Annotated in this window: 24 protein-coding genes and 1 other annotated feature; all 24 genes read left to right on the top strand. The window is 40.1% G+C overall.

From position 1 onward, the window contains the following. Nucleotides 1-2: 2 nt before the first annotated feature. A complete protein-coding gene (locus tag MKY70_RS00570; RefSeq protein ID WP_002009804.1) occupies nucleotides 3-410 on the top strand; it encodes a Mini-ribonuclease 3 in 408 nt (135 codons plus the stop codon). Further along, entirely contained in the window at nucleotides 407-1150 is a 744-nt protein-coding gene (gene rlmB, locus MKY70_RS00575) for a 23S rRNA (guanosine(2251)-2'-O)-methyltransferase RlmB (RefSeq protein ID WP_002091503.1), read from the top strand. Before MKY70_RS00570 ends, rlmB begins: the two co-directional genes overlap by 4 nt. A gap of 3 nt (nucleotides 1151-1153) precedes the next feature. Beyond that, entirely contained in the window at nucleotides 1154-1666 is a 513-nt protein-coding gene (locus tag MKY70_RS00580) for an NYN domain-containing protein (protein WP_088030733.1), read from the top strand. A 67-nt stretch (nucleotides 1667-1733) separates the two neighbouring features. Beyond that, the gene (locus MKY70_RS00585; RefSeq protein ID WP_002009799.1) at nucleotides 1734-2393 is read left to right on the top strand and encodes an RNA polymerase sporulation sigma factor SigH; all 660 of its coding nucleotides are present in this window, start codon (nucleotides 1734-1736) and stop codon (nucleotides 2391-2393) included. A 128-nt stretch (nucleotides 2394-2521) separates the two neighbouring features. Next, on the top strand, nucleotides 2522-2668 hold the full coding sequence (gene rpmG / locus MKY70_RS00590; RefSeq protein ID WP_012260172.1) for a 50S ribosomal protein L33: 147 nt from the start codon (nucleotides 2522-2524) through the stop codon (nucleotides 2666-2668). Between the two features lie 32 nt (nucleotides 2669-2700). Next, nucleotides 2701-2880 (top strand): preprotein translocase subunit SecE, encoded by a 180-nt coding sequence (secE, locus tag MKY70_RS00595; RefSeq protein WP_002009797.1) that lies wholly within the window; start codon nucleotides 2701-2703, stop codon nucleotides 2878-2880. A 131-nt stretch (nucleotides 2881-3011) separates the two neighbouring features. Further along, entirely contained in the window at nucleotides 3012-3545 is a 534-nt protein-coding gene (nusG, locus tag MKY70_RS00600; protein WP_002009795.1) for a transcription termination/antitermination protein NusG, read from the top strand. Between the two features lie 168 nt (nucleotides 3546-3713). Next, nucleotides 3714-4139, top strand: a complete 426-nt coding sequence (rplK, locus tag MKY70_RS00605; protein ID WP_001085872.1) for a 50S ribosomal protein L11 — start codon at nucleotides 3714-3716, stop codon at nucleotides 4137-4139. 180 nt (nucleotides 4140-4319) lie between these two features. Next, entirely contained in the window at nucleotides 4320-5012 is a 693-nt protein-coding gene (gene rplA, locus MKY70_RS00610; protein ID WP_002009792.1) for a 50S ribosomal protein L1, read from the top strand. A gap of 49 nt (nucleotides 5013-5061) precedes the next feature. Then, nucleotides 5062-5207, top strand: a sequence feature (ribosomal protein L10 leader region). 39 nt (nucleotides 5208-5246) lie between these two features. Then, nucleotides 5247-5747 carry a 50S ribosomal protein L10 gene (gene rplJ / locus MKY70_RS00615; RefSeq protein ID WP_002009790.1) on the top strand — a complete coding sequence of 167 codons (501 nt, stop codon included), beginning with the start codon at nucleotides 5247-5249 and terminating at the stop codon, nucleotides 5745-5747. A 67-nt stretch (nucleotides 5748-5814) separates the two neighbouring features. Further along, a complete protein-coding gene (gene rplL / locus MKY70_RS00620; RefSeq protein ID WP_002009788.1) occupies nucleotides 5815-6174 on the top strand; it encodes a 50S ribosomal protein L7/L12 in 360 nt (119 codons plus the stop codon). 76 nt (nucleotides 6175-6250) lie between these two features. Further along, entirely contained in the window at nucleotides 6251-6850 is a 600-nt protein-coding gene (locus MKY70_RS00625; protein ID WP_002124684.1) for a class I SAM-dependent methyltransferase, read from the top strand. A gap of 291 nt (nucleotides 6851-7141) precedes the next feature. After that, on the top strand, nucleotides 7142-10675 hold the full coding sequence (gene rpoB / locus MKY70_RS00630) for a DNA-directed RNA polymerase subunit beta (RefSeq protein WP_088030732.1): 3534 nt from the start codon (nucleotides 7142-7144) through the stop codon (nucleotides 10673-10675). 37 nt (nucleotides 10676-10712) lie between these two features. Beyond that, nucleotides 10713-14324 carry a DNA-directed RNA polymerase subunit beta' gene (gene rpoC / locus MKY70_RS00635; protein WP_088030731.1) on the top strand — a complete coding sequence of 1204 codons (3612 nt, stop codon included), beginning with the start codon at nucleotides 10713-10715 and terminating at the stop codon, nucleotides 14322-14324. Between the two features lie 113 nt (nucleotides 14325-14437). Next, nucleotides 14438-14686 carry a 50S ribosomal protein L7ae-like protein gene (locus MKY70_RS00640; protein WP_000121833.1) on the top strand — a complete coding sequence of 83 codons (249 nt, stop codon included), beginning with the start codon at nucleotides 14438-14440 and terminating at the stop codon, nucleotides 14684-14686. A gap of 114 nt (nucleotides 14687-14800) precedes the next feature. Further along, nucleotides 14801-15223 carry a 30S ribosomal protein S12 gene (rpsL, locus tag MKY70_RS00645; protein WP_001142341.1) on the top strand — a complete coding sequence of 141 codons (423 nt, stop codon included), beginning with the start codon at nucleotides 14801-14803 and terminating at the stop codon, nucleotides 15221-15223. Between the two features lie 29 nt (nucleotides 15224-15252). Beyond that, the gene (gene rpsG, locus MKY70_RS00650) at nucleotides 15253-15723 is read left to right on the top strand and encodes a 30S ribosomal protein S7 (protein ID WP_001137492.1); all 471 of its coding nucleotides are present in this window, start codon (nucleotides 15253-15255) and stop codon (nucleotides 15721-15723) included. 206 nt (nucleotides 15724-15929) lie between these two features. Then, complete coding sequence (fusA, locus tag MKY70_RS00655; RefSeq protein WP_002113318.1) at nucleotides 15930-18008, top strand: elongation factor G; 2079 nt, start codon at nucleotides 15930-15932, stop codon at nucleotides 18006-18008. A gap of 117 nt (nucleotides 18009-18125) precedes the next feature. Then, a complete protein-coding gene (gene tuf, locus MKY70_RS00660) occupies nucleotides 18126-19316 on the top strand; it encodes an elongation factor Tu (protein WP_002009778.1) in 1191 nt (396 codons plus the stop codon). A gap of 400 nt (nucleotides 19317-19716) precedes the next feature. Beyond that, nucleotides 19717-20025, top strand: a complete 309-nt coding sequence (gene rpsJ, locus MKY70_RS00665) for a 30S ribosomal protein S10 (RefSeq protein ID WP_001040595.1) — start codon at nucleotides 19717-19719, stop codon at nucleotides 20023-20025. A 34-nt stretch (nucleotides 20026-20059) separates the two neighbouring features. Further along, nucleotides 20060-20692: a 50S ribosomal protein L3 gene (gene rplC, locus MKY70_RS00670; RefSeq protein ID WP_000160209.1), complete on the top strand. Its 633-nt coding sequence runs from the start codon at nucleotides 20060-20062 to the stop codon at nucleotides 20690-20692. 25 nt (nucleotides 20693-20717) lie between these two features. Next, entirely contained in the window at nucleotides 20718-21341 is a 624-nt protein-coding gene (gene rplD, locus MKY70_RS00675; protein WP_001127261.1) for a 50S ribosomal protein L4, read from the top strand. After that, nucleotides 21341-21631, top strand: a complete 291-nt coding sequence (gene rplW, locus MKY70_RS00680) for a 50S ribosomal protein L23 (protein ID WP_001205557.1) — start codon at nucleotides 21341-21343, stop codon at nucleotides 21629-21631. Before rplD ends, rplW begins: the two co-directional genes overlap by 1 nt. Nucleotides 21632-21659: 28 nt before the next feature. Continuing rightward, on the top strand, nucleotides 21660-22490 hold the full coding sequence (gene rplB / locus MKY70_RS00685) for a 50S ribosomal protein L2 (RefSeq protein ID WP_000511584.1): 831 nt from the start codon (nucleotides 21660-21662) through the stop codon (nucleotides 22488-22490).

A 22490-nucleotide genomic window follows, 5' to 3' on the forward strand; every position in this document is an offset into this window, starting at 1 on the left:
GAATGATTGATGCAAAGCAATTAAACAGCTTAGCTTTAGCATATATGGGTGATGCGGTATATGAGCAATATATCCGCTATCACCTCCTGCAAAAGGGGACAGTTCGCCCTAATCAATTACATCGCTTAGGGACGGGCTTTGTTTCGGCAAAAGCACAGGCGAAAGTTGTTTATCATTTATTAGAAACGGCATTTTTGACAGAAGAGGAAGAGGCGGTATTAAGAAGAGGGCGTAATGCGAATTCGGGTACTGTTCCAAAAAATACAGATGTACAAACATATCGACACAGTACAGCCTTTGAAGCGCTAATCGGTTATCATCACTTGTTGAATAATCGTGAAAGATTGGACGAGATTGTATATAAGGCGATTGACGTTTTGGAAGAAAAGGAAGGGAGCACATCATCATGAGTAGTGAATATATTATCGGACGTAACCCTGTAATTGAAGCTTTAAGAGCGGGGAGAGATATTAATAAAATTTTGGTAGCGGAAGGTGCTGCCAAAGGACAAGTGCAAATTGTACTAGCATTAGCAAAAGAGAATAAGGTTATTTTGCAACACGCACCAAAGAAGAAATTAGATCAATTGGTTGAGGGTAATCATCAAGGTGTAATTGCTCAAGTAGCTGCATATCAATATGCTGAGTTAGAGGATTTGTTTAAATTAGCAGAAAAACGCAATGAAGATCCGTTCTTCTTAATTTTAGATGAAATTGAAGACCCGCATAACTTAGGCTCTATTATGCGTACTGCGGATGCAACAGGGGCTCATGGGGTTATTATTCCAAAAAGAAGAGCTGTGGGGCTTACAGCGTCAGTTGCGAAAGCGTCGACTGGGGCAATTGAATATATTCCTGTTGCACGTGTAACAAATTTATCGCGTACAATTGATGAATTAAAAGAACGTGGACTTTGGATTGCTGGTACAGATGCCAAAGGGAAAACAGATTACCGTAATTTAGATGGTAATATGCCAATCGGACTAGTAATTGGTAGTGAAGGAAAAGGTATGAGTCGTATTATTGGTGAAAAGTGTGATTTCCTAATTACTTTACCGATGGTCGGTAAAGTTACATCCTTAAATGCTTCAGTAGCCGCAAGTTTGTTAATGTATGAGGTATATCGTAAACGTCACGAAATTGGTAAATAAAAAATGAACGATATTTTAATCGTTGACGGTTACAACATTATCGGGGCTTGGGGAGACTTGAAGAAACTGCGGGATGTAGATTTACAGTCATCAAGAGACGCACTTATTGATAAGATGGCGGATTATCAAGGGTATACAGGCACAAAGGTAATGATTGTCTTTGATGCCTATACAGTCTATGGTATTGAAAAAAAGATGAAACAATCACGGGTGGAAGTAATATTCACGAGAAAAAATCAAACTGCAGATGAAAAGATAGAACAACTTGCGATTGAGCTTAGAAATATAAATACACAAATATACGTTGCAACTTCGGATTATACGGAGCAATGGATTATATTTGCGCAAGGTGCACTTCGAAAATCTGCGCGTGAATTAGAGTTAGAAGTGCAAGCGATGGAACAACAAGTAAGAAGGTGTACAAAAGACACGAAAGAAAATCAACCCGCCATGCGAAAGATATTTAGTGAAGATATTACAGAAAAATTAGAAAAATTAAGAAGAGGAGAGCGTTGAAGCATTGACGCTCTTTATCTTTTTACTGTATAATATTGCTAAATATATAGCGGTCGGAGGGATCAGGGTGGAAGCAGGCTTCGTAAGTGTAGGCGACGTTACGTTTCGTGATTTAGAGGATGAGGCAATCGTTGAGTTAGTTCGAAAAGGTAATACTGACGCTCTAGAATATTTAATTCACAAATATAAGAACTTTGTTCGCGCGAAATCAAGATCTTATTTCTTAGTGGGTGCCGATCGAGAAGATATTGTTCAAGAAGGCATGATTGGATTGTTTAAAGCTATTCGTGATTATAAAGGGGACAAGCTGTCTTCGTTCAAAGCATTTGCTGAACTGTGTATCACTCGACAAATTATTACCGCTATTAAAACAGCAACAAGGCAAAAACATATTCCGTTAAATTCGTATGTGTCTTTAGATAAGCCAATTTACGATGAGGAATCTGATCGAACATTATTAGATGTTATTTCGGAATCGAAAGTAACTGATCCAGAAGAGATGATTATAAGTCAGGAAGAATATACAGACATAGAATCTAAAATATCTGAATTATTAAGCGATTTAGAAAGAAAAGTGCTCTCTTTATACTTAGATGGTCGTTCCTATCAAGAAATTTCAGAACAGTTAAACAGGCACGTGAAATCTATTGATAACGCATTGCAGCGTGTAAAAAGGAAATTAGAAAGATATATGGAGATGAGAGAGAGCACGACTTTAAATTCATAGCAAGTGCCGCAGGTGTAAAATAATTCACCTGTTTTCTTTTTGTTAAGAGAGTGAAAGTCATGACATTGACATTGTCTTTTGTTGTATGATACATTTTTAGGGACAATGTTACAAGGTTGGTGTAACTAATGAGGAAAAAAGTTGTACTCTCATGTGAAGAGTGTAAAAATCGAAACTACTCTACGATGAAAGATACGAGCTCAGTAGAGCGACTTGAGATAAAGAAGTTTTGTAAAACATGCAATAAGCATACAGTTCACAAAGAAACAAAATAAATAATTGAAATAATAAACTGGAGGTCCCGTAGATGCGTTTAACGAACTTTTTCGGCGATGTAGGTCGCGAAATGAAAAAAGTAAGTTGGCCTAAAAAAGATGAATTACTCCGATCAACAACGACTGTTATCGCGACAGTTGTGTTCTTTGCGATTTTCTTCGCAGTGGTTGATATGGGCATTTCTTCTTTAATTCGGTTAATTCTTGGTTAATTCTTGAATAAGAAGCACTTATCCATGATATAATGTTATTTATAAGAACTGTGTAAAAGCCCGGTGAACGGGTTTTTTCATTTGCGCAAAAAAATGTACGTCAGGGAGGGAAGGACGCTCGTCCTAAATGAATGGAAAAAAGTTGGTATGTTGTCCATACTTATTCTGGATATGAAAATAAAGTAAAAGCAAACCTAGAGAAACGTGTAGAATCAATGGGTATGCAAGATAAAATTTTCCGTGTTGTTGTCCCGGAAGAAGTAGAAGTAGAAATGAAAAATGGTAAAGAAAAAATAACGAAAAGAAAAGTGTTCCCAGGTTACGTATTAGTAGAACTAATCATGACTGATGATTCTTGGTATGTTGTTCGTAATACGCCAGGTGTAACAGGCTTTGTCGGTTCTTCTGGTTCAGGATCTAAACCATCGCCTCTATTAGAAGAGGAAGTTGTTACCATCATGAAGCATATGGGAATGGACAATGAAGTGGTTGATTTCGAATTTGAACTTCATGAAACAGTGCGTGTAAATGAGGGGCCATTCGCGGATTATACAGGTGCGATTGAAGAAATTGATGTGGAAAAGAAAAAAGTTAGCGTGCTTGTAGACATGTTCGGTCGCGAGACTCCGGTTGAACTTGATTTCCATCAAATTGAAAAATTATAAAATGAAACTTGAAATGAATTGTAAAAAGTGATAATATCTTTTAAGTCAGTACGTCTTCGGTAACGGAGACGTTTTTTGAAAAAGATTTTATCATTATGATAAAATATGAAGTGGGAGGGCAAATCACTGCCCAATTGACCACATCACGGACTTAAGGAGGTGTGTCTCGTGGCTAAAAAGGTAATTAAAATGGTAAAACTTCAGATTCCTGCAGGTAAAGCTAATCCAGCTCCGCCGGTTGGTCCAGCATTAGGACAAGCAGGTGTTAACATCATGGGCTTCTGTAAAGAGTTTAACGCTCGTACAGCTGATCAAGCTGGTCTTATCATCCCTGTTGAAATTACGGTATTTGAGGACCGTTCATTCACTTTCATTACTAAAACTCCTCCTGCTGCTGTTCTTCTTAAGAAAGTAGCTGGTATTGAGTCTGGTTCTGGTGAACCAAACCGTAATAAAGTGGCAACTGTTAAGCGTGATAAAGTACGCGAAATCGCTGAAACTAAAATGCCTGACCTAAACGCTGCTAGCGTAGAAGCTGCAATGCGTATGGTTGAAGGTACTGCGCGCAGTATGGGCATCGTTATCGAAGACTAATTCGATTTGTTTTTTGTAAAAAAGGTTGCGGGTCTGGAATTCCAATTCGCAACCTTTATTATCGTAAATGATCATCATTTTTAAATAAATGGATGGGCGCACATCCTCGGGGGTTCCCGGAATGAAGGCGTAAACGTGGGAGGTTATTCCGCTAAAACCACATTCAAGGAGGAAACAAACATGGCTAAAAGAGGTAAAAAGTACGTTGAAGCTGCGAAGCTTGTTGATCGTGCATCTGCTTACTCTGCAACAGAAGCAGTAGAATTAGTAAAGAAAACAAACACAGCTAAATTTGATGCAACTGTAGAAGCTGCATTCCGTTTAGGTGTTGACCCTAAGAAAGCTGACCAACAAATTCGTGGTGCAGTTGTTCTTCCACACGGTACTGGTAAAGTACAACGTGTATTAGTATTCGCTAAAGGCGAAAAAGCAAAAGAAGCTGAAGCTGCTGGCGCTGAATTCGTAGGCGATGCTGATTACATCGGTAAAATCCAAAAAGGTTGGTTTGATTTCGATGTAGTAGTAGCAACTCCTGATATGATGGGTGAAGTTGGTAAACTTGGTCGTGTATTAGGACCTAAAGGTTTAATGCCAAACCCTAAAACTGGAACAGTTACTTTCGATGTAACTAAAGCTGTTAACGAAATCAAAGCTGGTAAAGTTGAATACCGCGTTGATAAAGCTGGTAACATCCACGTTCCAATCGGTAAAGTATCTTTCGAAGATGCTAAATTAGTAGAAAACTTCAAAACAATTGCTGACACGCTACAAAAAGCTAAGCCAGCTGCTGCAAAAGGTACTTACATGAAGAACGCAACTGTTGCTTCTACAATGGGACCTGGCGTACGCGTAGACGTTTCTACACTTGCGTAAAAATTGGAAGTTGACTTCATAAAGAAGTTTTAATATAATCATTTATGTTGTGAATTTTAATAGTGTACCGTAGACAGTAGGAGTCGATTCGACTTAATTTCCTACCTAGGTGTTAATATACGAAGCGGAATCTTTTTTCTGTGACTATATGCCTCCATGTCTACAAGTTGGGCATGGAGGTTTTTAGTGCACTTTCGGTACATCTTCTATATAATCTACAGGAGGTGTAATAACATGAGCAAAGTAATCGAAACTAAACAACAAGTTGTAACTGAAATCGCTGAAAAACTTCGCGCGAGTAAATCTACAATTGTTGTTGACTACCGTGGTTTAACAGTATCTGAAGCAACAGAATTACGTAAAAACTTACGTGAAGCTGGCGTTGAGTTCAAAGTTTACAAAAACTCTTTAACTCGTCGTGCTGCAGAGTCTGCTGAAATGGCTGAGTTAAACGAATTCTTAACAGGACCAAACGCAATCGCGTTCAGTAACGAGGATGTAGTTGCTCCTGCGAAAGTATTAAACGACTTCGCTAAAAATCATGAAGCTTTAGAAATTAAAGCGGGCGTAATCGAAGGTAAACTTGTAACACTTGATGAGGTTAAAGCTATCGCTACTCTTCCATCACGTGAAGGCTTACTTTCTATGCTTCTTAGCGTTCTTCAAGCTCCAATCCGTAACCTTGCACTTGCTACTAAAGCAGTTGCAGATCAAAAGGAAGAGCAAGGCGCTTAATTTTTTAAAAGATAATTACTTGTTATCTATAAAACAATACAAACCTATTTAAGGGAGGATATTTACAATGACTAAAGAACAAATCATTGAAGCAGTTAAATCTATGACTGTATTAGAACTTAACGACTTAGTAAAAGCTATCGAGGAAGAATTCGGCGTAACTGCTGCTGCTCCTGTAGCTGTAGCTGGTGGCGCTGGTGAAGCTGCTGCTGAGCAAACTGAATTTGACGTAGTACTTGCAAGTGCTGGCGCTCAAAAAATCAAAGTTATCAAAGCTGTACGTGAAATCACTGGTCTTGGCTTAAAAGAAGCTAAAGAATTAGTTGACAACACTCCAAAAGCAATCAAAGAAGGCGTTACTAAAGAGGAAGCTGAAGAAATGAAAGCTAAACTTGAAGAAGTTGGCGCTGCTGTAGAAGTTAAGTAATTAACTTTTGGTGCTTTAAAAAAAGCTCGCTCTTATGCGAGCTTTTTTTTTAACTGTAAAGAAAAGAGGTGGCCATATGGCAGACCATTATTTTTCTAACGACCCTTCTAGTAAAAGTGATCGTAAACGATGGGAAGTTACACTTCGTGAATCTCGATTTACTTTTTTATCTGACCATGGGGTGTTCTCGAAAAACGAAGTGGACTTTGGTTCTCGTCTTTTAATTGAAGCGTTTCAAATGCCAGATGTTAAAGGTAATGTGTTAGACGTAGGATGTGGGTACGGTCCAATCGGTTTGTCGTTAGCGAAAGAGTTTCAAAATCGTGAAATTCACATGGTGGATGTGAATGAAAGGGCCTTGGGACTTGCAAAAGAAAATGCCGCTAATAACAGAATTGAAAATATACGTATTTTGCAAAGTAGTGTCTATGAAAATGTAGATGGCAAGTATGCTGTTATTCTATCTAATCCTCCAATTCGTGCTGGTAAAGATATCGTGCATGAGATTTTAGAAAAGGCTGTGGAGTATTTAGTTTCAGGTGGAGAATTGTGGATTGTTATTCAAAAGAAACAAGGTGCGCCATCTGCGATGAAAAAACTAGAAGAAGTATTTTCTGAAGTTGAAGTTGTAGAAAAGAAAAAAGGATATTATATCATAAAATCAAAAAAGCGTTGACGGTTATTTTTGGCTATGTTAACATTATACAATGCCAATATATGATTTTCTGCGTTGAGAAAGATGTATATTTTTGCTTCTCTTGGAAAAGATAGTAAAATCAGCAGATTATGAAACAGAATGATGGTTTTCTTATAGAAGCCATTTTTCTTTTTTGAGCAGGTAGAAAGACTCAACGTATCTATCTTTAAGAGAAAAAAACTACGCTAATAGCAGTAGTTGTATTTATTTGTGATTTTGCACAAATTTTTTTGTGCATTTATAATACTCATGATTTGAGGGGTGAAGCAGTTGACAGGTCAACTAGTTCAATACGGACGCCACCGCCAACGAAGAAGTTATGCCCGTATTAGTGAAGTATTAGAGTTACCAAATCTTATCGAAATTCAAACCTCTTCTTATCAGTGGTTTCTTGATGAGGGTTTGCGAGAAATGTTCCAAGACATTTCTCCGATCGAAGACTTTACGGGAAATCTATCGCTTGAATTTATCGACTACAGCTTGGGTGAACCTAAATACTCTGTAGAAGAATGCAAAGAGCGTGATGTGACGTATGCAGCACCACTTCGTGTAAAAGTGCGTCTAATCAACAAGGAAACTGGTGAAGTAAAAGAACAAGATGTGTTCATGGGAGATTTCCCACTCATGACAGAGACTGGAACATTCGTAATTAACGGTGCAGAACGTGTTATCGTTTCCCAGTTAGTTCGCTCTCCAAGCGTATACTATAGTGGCAAAGTGGATAAAAACGGAAAACGTGGTTTTACTGCTACTGTAATTCCAAACCGCGGAGCTTGGTTAGAGTATGAAACAGATGCTAAGGATGTTGTATATGTGCGTATTGACCGTACGCGTAAACTTCCTGTAACTGTTTTGTTACGCGCATTAGGGTTTGGCTCTGATCAAGAAATCACCGAGCTTTTAGGTGATAACGAATACTTAAGCAATACGTTAGAAAAAGACAACACAGATAGCACAGAGAAAGCATTGCTTGAAATTTATGAGCGTCTACGCCCTGGTGAACCACCAACAGTAGAAAATGCAAAGAGCTTACTTGTGTCTCGTTTCTTTGATCCGAAGCGCTACGATTTAGCAAATGTAGGTCGCTATAAGATCAACAAAAAGCTACACATTAAAAACAGATTGTTTAACCAACGTTTAGCTGAAACACTGGTGGATCCAGAAACTGGTGAAATTTTAGCGGCAGAAGGAACAGTCTTAGATCGTCGTACACTGGATCGCGTTCTACCTTACTTAGAGAAAAACATTGGATTCAAAACAGCGAAACCAATGGGTGGAGTGGTAGCAGGCGATGTTGAGCTGCAATCTATTAAGATTTATGCTCCAGAATCAGAAGGCGAACGATCTATAAACGTAATTGGGAATGCAAATATTACTCGTGATATAAAACACATCACACCAGGTGATATTCTTGCTTCTATTAGCTACTTCTTTAACTTGCTATATAAAGTAGGGGATACAGATGATATTGACCACTTAGGAAATCGTCGTCTGCGTTCTGTAGGAGAGTTACTACAAAACCAATTCCGTATCGGTCTTTCTCGTATGGAACGTGTTGTTCGTGAGAGAATGTCGATTCAAGATACAAATGCAATTACACCACAAGCGTTAATTAACATTCGCCCGGTTATTGCATCTATTAAAGAGTTCTTCGGAAGTTCTCAGTTATCTCAGTTCATGGATCAAACAAACCCATTAGCAGAGTTAACTCACAAACGAAGACTATCTGCATTAGGACCCGGTGGTTTAACGCGTGAGCGCGCAGGCTTTGAAGTACGTGACGTTCACTACTCTCACTATGGTCGTATGTGTCCAATTGAAACGCCAGAGGGACCAAACATCGGTTTGATTAACTCATTATCTTCGTTTGCGAAAGTAAATGAGTTTGGTTTCATTGAAACGCCATACCGTCGTGTTGACCCAGAAACTGGTCTTGTAACAGGGCAGGTTGATTATTTAACAGCAGATGAAGAAGATAACTATGTTGTAGCCCAAGCGAATATGAAATTATCTGAAGTAGGGGAATTCCTTGATGAAGATATCGTAGCTCGTTTCCGTGGTGAAAACATTGTCACAAATAAAGAACGCATCGACTACATGGATGTATCTCCAAAACAAGTAGTGTCGGCAGCGACAGCTTGTATTCCGTTCTTAGAAAACGATGACTCTAACCGCGCACTTATGGGAGCGAACATGCAACGTCAGGCGGTTCCGTTAATAAATCCGGAATCTCCGATTGTAGGTACAGGTATGGAGTACGTATCAGCAAAAGACTCAGGTGCTGCAGTAATCTGTAAACAGCCTGGTGTTGTTGAACGCGTAGAAGCACGTGAAGTTTGGGTACGTCGCTATGTAGACGTTGACGGTCAAACAGTAAAAGGCGACTTAGATCGCTACAAAATGCAAAAATTCATTCGTTCTAACCAAGGAACTTGCTACAACCAACGTCCAATCGTAAGTGTTGGAGACCAAGTTGTAAAAGGTGAAATCCTTGCGGATGGTCCTTCTATGGAACTAGGTGAACTGGCGCTTGGACGTAACGTGCTTGTTGGCTTTATGACATGGGACGGTTATAACTATGAGGATGCGATCATCATGAGTGAGCGCCTTGTAAAAGATGATGTGTACACTTCTATCCATATTGAAGAATATGAATCAGAAGCTCGTGATACGAAGCTTGGACCAGAAGAAATTACACGTGATATCCCGAATGTTGGAGAAGATGCACTTCGTAACCTTGACGAGCGCGGTATTATTCGCGTCGGTGCTGAAGTAAAAGATGGAGATCTACTTGTTGGTAAAGTAACGCCAAAAGGTGTAACAGAATTAACGGCAGAAGAACGTCTATTACATGCAATCTTCGGTGAAAAAGCACGTGAAGTACGCGATACATCACTACGTGTACCACACGGTGGTGGCGGTATTATCTTAGACGTAAAAGTGTTTAACCGTGAAGATGGCGATGAATTGCCACCAGGCGTGAATCAACTTGTACGTGCATATATCGTTCAAAAGCGTAAAATTTCTGAAGGTGACAAAATGGCCGGTCGTCATGGTAACAAAGGTGTTATCTCCCGTATTTTACCGGAAGAAGATATGCCTTACTTACCAGATGGTACGCCAATCGATATCATGTTAAACCCATTAGGGGTACCATCTCGTATGAATATCGGTCAGGTATTAGAGCTTCATCTTGGTATGGCAGCAAGATACCTTGGTATTCACATTGCAACACCGGTATTCGATGGTGCTCGTGAGGAAGATGTATGGGGCACAATTGAAGAAGCTGGTATGGCAAATGACGCGAAAACAATCCTGTATGACGGACGTACTGGTGAGCCATTCGATAACCGTGTATCTGTTGGTGTCATGTATATGATCAAACTTGCGCACATGGTTGACGATAAACTTCATGCTCGTTCTACTGGACCATACTCACTTGTAACGCAGCAACCTCTTGGAGGTAAAGCTCAGTTCGGTGGACAGCGTTTCGGTGAGATGGAGGTTTGGGCACTTGAAGCTTATGGTGCTGCTTATACTCTTCAAGAAATCTTAACAGTGAAGTCTGATGATGTTATTGGACGTGTTAAGACGTATGAAGCAATTGTTAAAGGTGAAAATGTTCCAGAACCAGGCGTTCCTGAATCATTCAAAGTATTGATTAAAGAACTGCAAAGTTTAGGTATGGACGTTAAAATGATGTCTATCAACGATACAGAAATTGAAATGCGTGATACGGAAGATGACGATGATCATCAATCAGCAGATAAATTGAATGTTGAAGTTGAGACAACTAAGGAATAATTGGGATAACCTGTAGACTAAAAGGGAGGTAGGCCCCTTGATAGATGTAAATAACTTTGAATATATGAAGATTGGACTTGCTTCACCTGACAAGATTCGTTCTTGGTCATACGGTGAAGTTAAGAAACCAGAAACAATTAACTATCGTACGTTAAAGCCTGAAAAAGATGGCTTGTTCTGTGAGCGTATTTTCGGACCACAAAAGGACTGGGAATGTCATTGCGGGAAATATAAACGTGTACGTTATAAAGGTGTAGTTTGTGATCGATGTGGCGTTGAAGTAACGCGTGCAAAAGTTCGTCGTGAACGTATGGGTCATATCGAATTAGCTGCTCCTGTATCTCATATTTGGTATTTCAAAGGTATCCCGAGCCGCATGGGACTTGTCTTAGACATGTCCCCTCGCGCGCTTGAAGAAGTAATTTATTTCGCTTCTTATGTTGTAACAGAAAGTGGAGATACACCACTTGATAAGAAGCAATTACTTTCTGAAAAAGAATACCGTGCATATCGTGATCGATATGGCAGTACATTCCATGCTGCTATGGGTGCAGAAGCGATTAAAAAATTACTGCAAGACATCGATTTAGATAAAGAAGTAGACTTCTTAAAAGAAGAATTAAAAACAGCACAAGGACAACGCCGTACTCGTGCTATTAAACGTCTAGAAGTATTAGAAGCATTCCGTAACTCTGGAAATCACCCATCTTGGATGATCTTAGAGGTTCTTCCAGTTATCCCACCAGAACTACGCCCAATGGTACAGTTAGATGGTGGACGTTTTGCTACTTCTGACTTAAACGACTTATATCGTCGTGTAATTAACCGTAACAACCGTTTAAAACGTCTATTGGACTTAGGTGCACCAAGCATTATCGTTCAAAACGAAAAACGTATGTTACAAGAAGCTGTAGACGCATTAATCGATAATGGTCGCCGTGGCCGTCCAGTTACTGGACCAGGTAACCGTCCATTAAAATCACTATCTCACATGCTTAAAGGTAAACAAGGACGTTTCCGTCAAAACTTATTAGGTAAACGTGTTGACTACTCTGGCCGTTCTGTAATCGTTGTAGGACCGAACTTAAAGATGTACCAATGTGGATTGCCGAAAGAAATGGCACTTGAATTGTTTAAACCTTTCGTTATGAAAGAGTTAGTTGGAAAAGGATTAGCACACAACATTAAGAGTGCTAAACGTAAAATCGAGCGTGTACACCCTGAAGTTTGGGACGTTTTAGAATCTGTGATCAAAGAGCATCCAGTACTTCTAAACCGCGCACCAACACTTCACCGTCTTGGTATCCAGGCGTTTGAACCTACACTAGTAGAAGGTCGTGCAATCCGTCTTCACCCACTTGTATGTACTGCATACAACGCGGACTTTGACGGTGACCAAATGGCGGTTCACGTTCCGTTATCATCAGAGGCACAAGCAGAAGCTCGTATCCTTATGTTAGCGGCACAAAACATCTTGAATCCAAAAGACGGAAAACCAGTTGTTACTCCATCTCAGGATATGGTATTAGGTAACTATTACTTAACACTTGAGCGCGAGGGTGCAATCGGTGAAGGTATGGTCTTCAAAGATGCAAACGAAGCAATACTTGCATACCAAAATGGATATGTACATCTGCACACACGTGTTGCAGTTGCTGCGAGTTCGGTAAATAATGTAACGTTTACTGAAGAGCAAAAGAGTAAGCTTCTATTAACAACAGTTGGTAAATTAATATTTAACGAAATCTTACCAGAGTCGTTCCCTTATATTAATGAACCAACAAACTCAAACCTTGAAAAAGAAACACCAGCGGAATATTTCGTTGAAAAAGGTGCGAACATTAAAGAAATTATTGCTAGTCGCGAAGAAGTGGCACCATTTAGCAAGAAAATCCTTGGTAATATTATTGCGGAAGTATTCAAACGTTTCCAAATTACAGAAACGTCTCGCATGCTTGACCGTATGAAAAACTTAGGATTTAAATACTCTACAAAAGCTGGTATTACAGTTGGGGTATCAGATATTCTTGTATTAGGTGAAAAAGATGAAATTCTCCATGAAGCACAAGCAAAAGTAGATAATGTAATTAAACAATTCCGTCGCGGTTTAATCACGGAAGAAGAACGTTACGATCGCGTTATCTCTATTTGGAGTAATGCAAAAGATGTTATCCAAGGAAAGCTGATGAAATCCTTGAATAAACGCAACCCAATCTTCATGATGAGTGATTCCGGTGCCCGTGGTAACGCATCGAACTTTACTCAGCTTGCTGGTATGCGTGGTCTGATGGCCAATCCATCTGGTCGTATCATTGAGCTTCCGATCAAATCGAGTTTCCGTGAAGGTTTAACAGTACTTGAGTACTTCATCTCTACGCATGGTGCGCGTAAAGGTCTTGCCGATACAGCACTTAAAACTGCCGATTCTGGTTACTTAACACGTCGTCTTGTAGACGTTGCACAAGATGTAATTGTACGTCAAGATGATTGTGGAACAGATCGCGGTTTACTAATTGGTGCGATTAAAGAGGGTAATGAAGTTATTGAGTCACTATATGATCGTCTTGTTGGACGTTTTGCAAGAAAAACTGTAAAACATCCTGAAACAGGTGAAGTATTAGTTGTTGAAAATCAATTAATTACTGAAGATATTGCTCATATCGTTGAAAAGTCGGGTGTTGAAACTGTAAACATTCGTTCAGCGTTTACGTGTAATACTCGCCATGGTGTATGTAAGAAGTGTTACGGTCGTAACTTAGCAACTGGTACAGACGTAGAAGTAGGAGAAGCGGTAGGTATTATCGCAGCTCAATCTATCGGTGAGCCAGGTACACAGTTAACGATGCGTACGTTCCATACAGGTGGGGTTGCCGGGGATGATATCACACAAGGTTTACCTCGTATCCAAGAGATCTTCGAAGCTCGTAATCCGAAGGGTCAGGCAGTTATCAGTGAAATTGACGGTGTTATCGCAGCGATCAACGATGTTAAAGATCGCCAAGAAGTAGTTGTACAGGGTGAAGTTGAAGCTCGTACGTATGCTATTCCTTACGGTGCTCGTCTGAAAGTAACTCTAGGACAGCCAATTAGCCACGGTAAAGAGTTAACAGAAGGTTCTATTGATCCGAAGGAATTACTAAAAGTAACGGACATTACAGCAGTTCAAGAATACTTATTACGTGAAGTTCAAAAAGTATACCGTATGCAAGGGGTAGAAATTGGTGACAAACACGTAGAAGTAATGGTACGTCAAATGCTACGTAAAGTTCGTGTAAGTGATGCGGGTGAAACAGATGTATTACCAGGAACATTACTAGATATCCATCAGTTTACTGATGCGAATGCGAAGGTGTTACTGAAAGGTAAACAACCAGCAACGGCTAGACCGGTTCTACTTGGTATTACAAAAGCTTCACTTGAGACAGATTCGTTCTTATCTGCGGCGTCATTCCAAGAAACAACTCGTGTTCTAACAGATGCAGCAATTAAGGGTAAACGCGATGAGCTTCTAGGATTGAAAGAGAATGTTATTATCGGTAAGCTTGTTCCTGCTGGAACAGGTATGAATCGTTATCGCAAAGTGGATCTTGTAAAAACAACACAAGATAACACGAATGTAGAAAACGATGAAGTTTATGTGGAACAGTAAAATTTTCCGTCGTAAATTTTGTATAAAAACAGCTGATCCTAGTTGACATTGTATGAGACAAAATGTTACTATAATCAAGGTTGCTCCTGAATGATGCTTTGGAGGATATTTAAATGTCTTATCAAAAAGTGTCAAATGCTGAAAATGTAGTCGTTGGTCATAAACGAACATTGGAAGCAATCAAAAATGGTATAGTTAAAGAAGTTGTTATTGCGGAAGATGCTGATGTGCGGTTAACCCATGTTATCATTCGTACTGCCTTGCAACATAACATACCCATAACCAAAGTTGAATCAGTTCGTAAGCTTGGAAAAGTTTCGGGGATTCAAGTGGGAGCTTCAGCAATAGGAATAATAAGTTAAAACTGTTTTTGTGAGGAGAGAGCATTTGCTCTTCCTTGCAAAAACTTTGTTTTCAACTAATAATGAACCACCTGGATATGTGGTCATACAAACATGCGAAGGGAGGATAATCAAATGCCTACTATTAACCAATTAGTGAGAAATGGTCGTACTGATAAAGTATGGAAGTCTAAATCACCTGCGTTAAACAAAGGTTTTAATTCTTTAAAGAAAAAATCAACTGATATCTCTGCACCTCAAAAACGTGGTGTGTGTACTCGTGTTGGTACAATGACTCCGAAGAAACCGAACTCAGCGTTACGTAAATACGCTCGTGTACGTTTAACAAACGGTATTGAAGTTACAGCTTACATCCCAGGTATCGGTCATAACCTACAAGAGCATAGCGTAGTATTAATTCGCGGTGGTCGAGTAAAGGATTTACCAGGGGTACGTTACCACATCGTTCGTGGTGCGCTTGATACAGCTGGTGTTGACAAACGTATGCAAGGACGTTCTAAATATGGTACTAAGCGACCAAAACCTGCTAAAAAATAATAAACTTATAATGAAAGGAGGAACTCAATATGCCTCGTAAAGGACCTGTTGCGAAACGTGACGTGTTACCAGATCCAATGTACAATTCTAAACTTGTAACACGCCTAATCAACAAAATGATGGTTGACGGTAAAAAAGGTAAATCTCAAACAATTCTTTATAACGCTTTCGATATCGTTCGTGAACGTTCAGATAAAGAACCAATGGAAGTATTCGAGCAAGCTCTTAAGAACATCATGCCTGTTCTTGAAGTACGCGCTCGTCGTGTTGGTGGTGCTAACTACCAAGTTCCAGTTGAGGTTCGTCCAGAACGCCGTACAACTTTAGGTCTTCGCTGGTTAGTAAACTATGCTCGTCTTCGTGGTGAAAAAACTATGGAAGAGCGTCTAGCTTACGAAATCTTAGATGCAGCTAACAACGCTGGTGCATCTGTTAAGAAACGTGAAGACACTCATAAAATGGCAGAAGCTAACAAAGCATTTGCTCATTACCGTTGGTAGGATTCAACGTAAAATAAATGTAAGCATAAACCGCTTTATTTGTCGCTTATGGAAGTGTGGAGAGGGAGAATGCCTCTCCCTTTCGTTGGGCGCTCGTTTTACATAATGAGGGTACTGGACACTGGCATATGTAACAATATAAAGTGGCTTTTTTGCTACTTAAAATAAAATAATCCAATCCATATATGGAAGGAGCAAGACACCAAATGACTAGAGAGTTCTCTTTAGAAAACACTCGTAATATTGGTATCATGGCTCACATCGATGCTGGTAAAACAACAGCAACTGAGCGTATTCTGTATTACACAGGACGTATTCATAAAATCGGTGAAACTCATGAAGGTGCATCTCAGATGGACTGGATGGAGCAAGAGCAAGAACGTGGTATCACAATTACTTCTGCTGCAACTACAGCACAATGGAAAGGTCACCGTGTAAATATCATTGACACTCCAGGACACGTAGATTTCACAGTAGAAGTAGAACGTTCTTTACGCGTACTTGATGGCGCAGTAGCAGTACTTGATGCACAATCTGGTGTAGAACCACAAACAGAAACTGTTTGGCGTCAGGCTACTACTTATGGTGTACCTCGTATCGTATTCGTTAACAAAATGGATAAGATTGGTGCAGATTTCTTATACTCTGTAGGAACAATCCACGATCGTTTACAAGCAAACGCACATCCAATTCAGTTACCAATCGGTGCTGAAGATGAGTTCAATGGTATCATTGACCTTGTTGAAGAGTGTGCTTACATGTACGCTAACGATTTAGGAACAGACATCGAGCGTGTCGAAATTCCTGAAGAGCATAAAGAATTAGCTGAAGAATACCGTGGAAAACTTATTGAAGCGGTAGCTGAGCTTGATGAAGAAATGATGATGAAGTACCTAGAAGGTGAAGAAATCACTGTAGAAGAGCTTAAAGCTGGTATCCGTAAGGCTACAACTTCTGTAGAATTCTTCCCAGTAATCTGTGGTTCTGCATTCAAAAATAAAGGTGTTCAAATTCTGTTAGACGCAGTTATCGACTACCTACCATCTCCATTAGATGTACCTGCTATTAAAGGTACTCTTCCGGATACAGATGAAGCTATCGAGCGTAAGTCTAGCGATGAAGAACCATTCGCAGCTTTAGCATTCAAAATCATGACTGATCCTTATGTTGGTAAGTTAACGTTCTTCCGTGTGTACTCTGGTGTGTTAAACTCTGGATCATACGTGAAAAACTCAACTAAAGGTAAGCGTGAGCGTGTAGGTCGTATCCTACAAATGCACGCTAACAGCCGTGAAGAGATTTCAACAGTTTACGCTGGTGATATCGCTGCTGCTGTAGGTTTAAAAGATACTACTACTGGTGATACTCTTTGTGACGAGAAGAGCCTTGTTATCCTTGAGTCTATGGAATTCCCAGAACCAGTTATCTCTGTAGCTATCGAACCAAAATCTAAAGCTGACCAAGATAAAATGGGTACAGCATTATCTAAGCTTTCTGAAGAAGATCCAACATTCCGTGCTCACACTGACCAAGAAACTGGCCAAACAATCATCGCTGGTATGGGTGAACTTCACCTTGATATCATCGTTGACCGTATGCGCCGTGAATTCAAAGTGGAAGCAAACGTTGGTGCTCCTCAGGTAGCATACCGTGAGACTTTCCGCGCTGCTGCGAAAGTTGAAGGTAAGTTCGCTCGTCAATCTGGTGGTCGTGGACAATTCGGTCACGTTTGGATTGAGTTTGAACCTAATGAAGAAGGTAAAGGTTTTGAATTCCAAAACAAAATCGTCGGCGGTGTAGTTCCACGTGAATACATCCCAGCTGTTGGAGCGGGTCTTGAAGACTCACTTAAAAATGGTGTACTAGCTGGTTACCCACTAGTTGACATCAAAGCTGCGTTAGTTGACGGATCTTACCATGATGTCGATTCATCTGAGATGGCGTTCAAAATCGCTGCATCTATGGCGCTTAAAGCTGCGGTTTCTAAATGTAGCCCAGTAATTCTTGAGCCAATGATGAAAGTTGAAGTTGTAATTCCTGAAGAGTACATGGGTGACATTATGGGCGACGTAACATCTCGTCGTGGACGTGTAGAAGGTATGGAAGCTCGCGGTAACGCTCAAGTTGTTCGCGCTATGGTTCCACTTTCTGAAATGTTCGGTTATGCAACGGCATTACGTTCTAACACTCAAGGACGCGGAACATTCTCAATGACATTTGATCATTATGAAGAAGTACCGAAGTCTGTTTCTGAAGAAATTATTAAAAAAAATAAAGGTGAATAATTGATTTTTATCGATTGTTCAAGTATAACTACTTATGTAAGCTTAGAAAGTGAGACGCAAGTTTCACTTTCTAGTCTAAATATAAAATAACCCATATAAACTAAGGAGGAATTTAGAATGGCTAAAGCTAAATTCGAACGTTCTAAACCCCATGTTAACATCGGTACAATCGGCCACGTTGACCATGGTAAAACTACATTAACTGCTGCGATCACTACAGTTCTTGCAAAAGCTGGTGGTGCTGAAGCACGCGGATACGATCAAATCGACGCTGCTCCAGAAGAAAGAGAGCGCGGAATCACAATCTCAACTGCACACGTTGAGTACGAAACTGAAACTCGTCACTATGCACACGTTGACTGCCCAGGTCATGCTGACTATGTTAAAAACATGATCACTGGTGCTGCTCAAATGGACGGCGGTATCTTAGTAGTATCTGCTGCTGATGGTCCAATGCCTCAAACACGTGAGCACATCCTTCTTTCTCGTCAAGTAGGTGTTCCTTACATCGTTGTATTCTTAAACAAATGCGACATGGTAGATGACGAAGAATTATTAGAATTAGTAGAAATGGAAGTTCGCGACCTATTATCTGAATACGGATTCCCAGGCGACGATATTCCTGTAATTAAAGGTTCTGCTCTTAAAGCTCTTCAAGGAGAAGCTGAGTGGGAAGAAAAAATCATCGAATTAATGACTGAAGTTGATGCTTACATCCCAACTCCAGAACGTGAAACTGACAAACCATTCTTAATGCCTATCGAGGATGTATTCTCTATCACAGGTCGTGGTACAGTTGCAACTGGTCGTGTTGAGCGTGGAATCGTTAAAGTTGGTGACGTAGTAGAAATCATCGGTCTTGCTGAAGAGAATGCTACTACAACTGTAACTGGTGTAGAAATGTTCCGTAAGCTTCTTGACCAAGCTCAAGCTGGAGACAACATCGGTGCTCTACTTCGTGGGGTTGCTCGTGAAGACATCCAACGTGGACAAGTTCTTGCTAAAACTGGCTCTGTAAAAGCACACGCTAAATTCAAAGCTGAGGTTTTCGTATTATCTAAAGAAGAAGGTGGACGTCATACTCCATTCTTCGCTAACTACCGTCCACAGTTCTACTTCCGTACAACTGACGTAACTGGAATCATCCAATTACCAGAAGGTACTGAAATGGTAATGCCTGGTGACAACATCGAAATGACTATCGAACTTATCGCTCCAATCGCTATCGAAGAGGGAACTAAATTCTCTATTCGTGAAGGTGGACGTACAGTAGGTTACGGTGTAGTTGCTACAATCGTTGCTGAGTAGTCTTTAATTAGATTATTAAAAACTCAAGGGATTCTCCCTTGAGTTTTTTTATTGCTTATTACTATAGAAGAAAGAGGTGTATTTTCTATTTTTGGATGAGTTTCTTCTATAGTATATAAAACGAAAATAACACCCAAAAACTGTAAGTTGAATAAGAGTAGATGAAAACTTGATATTCTTTAAAGTGCCATGTATAATAGCAAAAGTAGAGAAAAGCAGATGCGAACAAAAAGATGCTTGCATCTAGACGAATAACATTGTATAATAGACAATGTTGGTCTTTGACTGCGATGAAGTGGAAGGTTGCTGACACACCCGGCCGCTTTGCCATGGCATGGTGTGGGGAAATTTCCATGGAGAAGGTCTATTTTAGAAATAGGCGAACGAAGGAGGGAAAATAATGGCAAAAGAAAAAATTCGTATCCGTTTAAAAGCTTATGATCACCGTATTCTTGATCAATCAGCTGAGAAAATTGTAGAAACAGCTAAGCGTTCTGGGGCAACAGTTTCTGGTCCGATCCCATTACCAACTGAGAAGACTATTTACACAATTCTTCGTGCTGTTCATAAGTACAAAGATTCTCGTGAACAATTCGAAATGCGCACACACAAACGTCTAATCGACATCGTGAGTCCTACTCCGCAAACAGTAGATTCATTAATGCGTTTAGATTTACCATCTGGTGTAGATATCGAAATCAAACTATAATTCATATAACTTAAAAATGTAGGAGGTGTAACTCATGACCAAAGGAATCTTAGGAAGAAAGATCGGTATGACTCAAGTATTTGCTGAGAACGGTGAGTTAATCCCAGTAACGGTAATCGCTGCTAATCCAAACGTTGTTCTTCAAAAGAAAACAACTGAAACTGATGGCTACAACGCAATTCAGTTAGGATTTGAAGATAAACGTGAAAAGTTAACTAACAAACCTGAACAAGGCCACACTGCTAAAGCATCTACAACTCCTAAGCGCTTCATTCGCGAAATCCGCGATGCAGACGTGGACGGATTAGAGGTTGGTCAAGAGGTAAAAGTTGAAGTTTTCGCTGCAGGTGAAATCGTTGACGTAACAGGAATTTCTAAAGGTAAAGGTTTCCAAGGTGTTATTAAACGCCACGGACAATCTCGCGGACCTATGTCTCATGGTTCTCGCTATCACCGTCGTCCAGGTTCAATGGGGCCAGTTGCTCCGAACCGTGTATTCAAAGGCAAAAAACTTGCTGGACGTATGGGTGGAGACCAAGTTACTATCCAAAACTTAGAAATCGTTCAAGTTGACACTGAGCGCAACTTATTACTAGTAAAAGGTAACGTTCCAGGTGCTAAGAAATCTCTTGTAGTTGTTCAAGGCGCTGTGAAGGTTAGCAAATAATTCACAATAGGAAGGAGGAATTCCAATGCCAAAAGTTACTGTATATAACCAAACTGGTTCACAGGTTGGTGAAATCGAATTAGCTGAAGCTATTTTCGGTATCGAACCAAATGAAGCTGTACTATTTGAAGCTGTAATGATGCAACGTGCATCTTTACGTCAAGGTACACACAAAGTAAAAACTCGTTCTGAAGTTCGTGGTGGTGGTCGTAAACCATGGCGTCAAAAAGGAACTGGACGTGCTCGTCAAGGTTCTATCCGCTCTCCTCAATGGCGTGGTGGTGGTACGGTATTCGGACCTACACCAAGAAGCTATGCGTACAAACTTCCTAAGAAAGTTCGTCGTTTAGCAATCAAATCTGCATTAGCTACTAAAGTAGTTGAGAACAACATTGTAGTTCTTGAGGACCTAGTGTTAAATGCACCAAAAACAAAAGACATGGTAGCAGTACTTAAAGGATTAACTGTTGAGAAGAAAGCTCTTATCGTAACTGCTGATGCAAACGAATCTGTAGAGTTATCTGCTCGCAATATCCCTGGAGTAACAGTAATCACTGCTGATGGCGTAAACGTGCTAGATGTGCTTCATCATGATAAGCTAATCATGACAAAAGCGGCAGTGGAAAAAGTAGAGGAGGTGCTTGCATAATGAGAGATCCTCGTGATATCATTAAGCGCCCAGTTATCACTGAACGTTCTATGGAAATGATGGCTGAAAAAAAATACACGTTCGACGTGGACGTTAAATCTAATAAAACAGAGGTTAAAGACGCTATAGAAGCGATCTTTGGTGTTAATGTAGACAAAGTAAATATCATGAACTACAAGCCGAAAGCAAAACGTGTTGGTCGTCACGCTGGTTTTACTAGCCGTCGTCGTAAAGCAATCGTTAAGCTAACTGCTGACAGCAAAGAAATCGAAATCTTCCAAGGCGTTTAATTCTTACTAAAGAAGGAGGGAAATTGAGATGGGAATTAAAAAGTATAATCCAACTACTAACGGTCGTCGTAACATGACTACGAATGATTTCGCTGAAATCACGACCGACAGACCAGAAAAGTCTTTACTTGCTCCTTTAAGCAAAAAGGCTGGTCGTAATAACCAAGGTAAAATTACTGTACGTCATCAAGGTGGCGGACATAAGCGTCAATACCGTATCATCGACTTTAAGCGTAACAAAGATGGAATTCCAGGACGCGTTGCTACGATCGAATACGATCCAAACCGCTCTGCGAATATCGCATTAATTAACTACGTTGACGGTGAAAAACGTTACATTCTTGCTCCTAAAACTTTAGAAGTAGGTATGGAAGTTATGTCTGGCCCTGAAGCTGACATTAAAATCGGTAACGCATTACCATTAATCAACATTCCAGTAGGTACTGTTGTTCATAATATCGAGCTTAAGCCTGGTCGTGGAGGACAATTAGTCCGTTCTGCTGGTACTTCTGCTCAAGTACTTGGTAAAGAAGGAAAATACGTACTTGTACGTTTAACTTCTGGTGAAGTACGTTTAGTATTATCTGCTTGTCGCGCTTCAATCGGTCAAGTTGGTAACGAACAACACGAACTTATCAAAATCGGTAAAGCAGGTCGCTCTCGCTGGTTAGGCAAGCGCCCAACAGTTCGTGGTTCTGTAATGAACCCGGTTGATCACCCACACGGTGGTGGTGAAGGACGCTCTCCAATCGGACGTAAGTCTCCAATGTCTCCATGGGGTAAACCAACTCTTGGATTCAAGACTCGTAAGAAAAACAAAGCGTCTGATAAATTTATCGTTCGTCGTCGTAAAAAATAA

The sequence above is a fragment of the Bacillus sp. FSL R9-9492 genome, from assembly GCF_038007365.1.
GTDB classification, from domain to species: Bacteria; Bacillota; Bacilli; order Bacillales; family Bacillaceae_G; genus Bacillus_A; species Bacillus_A mycoides.